Consider the following 618-nt stretch of genomic DNA (forward strand, 5'->3'; position numbering starts at 1 on the left):
CCGCTGGCGAAGCTGAGCACCGGCGCATCGTTGCTGCCGGTGACGGTGACAGTCACCAGATGGGTGGCGACGCCACCGAGGCCATCACTGACCTGCACACTGAACACTTCGTTGTGACTCTCGCCAGCCTTCAGCGATTGCACGGCACTGGCGACACCGTCGGTGCCATTGGCCAACGTGTAGGTCCATTGGCCGCTGCTGTCGACGGCGATCGAGCCGTAGCTGCCGGTGTTTGACCCGGCAATGCTCCAGGTCGCGGTGGCTGCATGATCGATGTCAGTCGAGCTGAATTGGCCACTGACGCTGAGGGTGCTGTCCTCCTGCACGGCGCCGACATCGTTGCCGCTCGCGAAACTGAGCACCGGTGCATCGTTGCTGCCGGTGACGGTGACAGTCACCTGCTGGGTGTCGACACCGCCCAGGCCGTCGCTGACCTGGATGGTGAACACTTCGTTGTGACTCTCGCCGGCCTGCAGCGATTGCACGGCACTGGCAACGCCATCGGTGCCGTTGGCCAGGGTGTAAGTCCATTGGCCGCTGCTGTCGACGGCGATCGAGCCGTAGCTGCCGGTGTTTGACCCGGCAATGCTCCAGGTCGCGGTGGCTGCATGATCGATG

General features: G+C 63.9%; 1 protein-coding gene. It reads right to left on the reverse strand.

The window, feature by feature from the left end; all coding sequences use genetic code 11:
- A partial coding sequence (locus AC1DIS_RS30090) for a VCBS domain-containing protein (RefSeq protein WP_477781316.1) occupies window positions 1-618 on the reverse strand: 618 nt, incomplete at both ends.

Source organism: Pseudomonas sp. 05N433 (assembly GCF_056396925.1).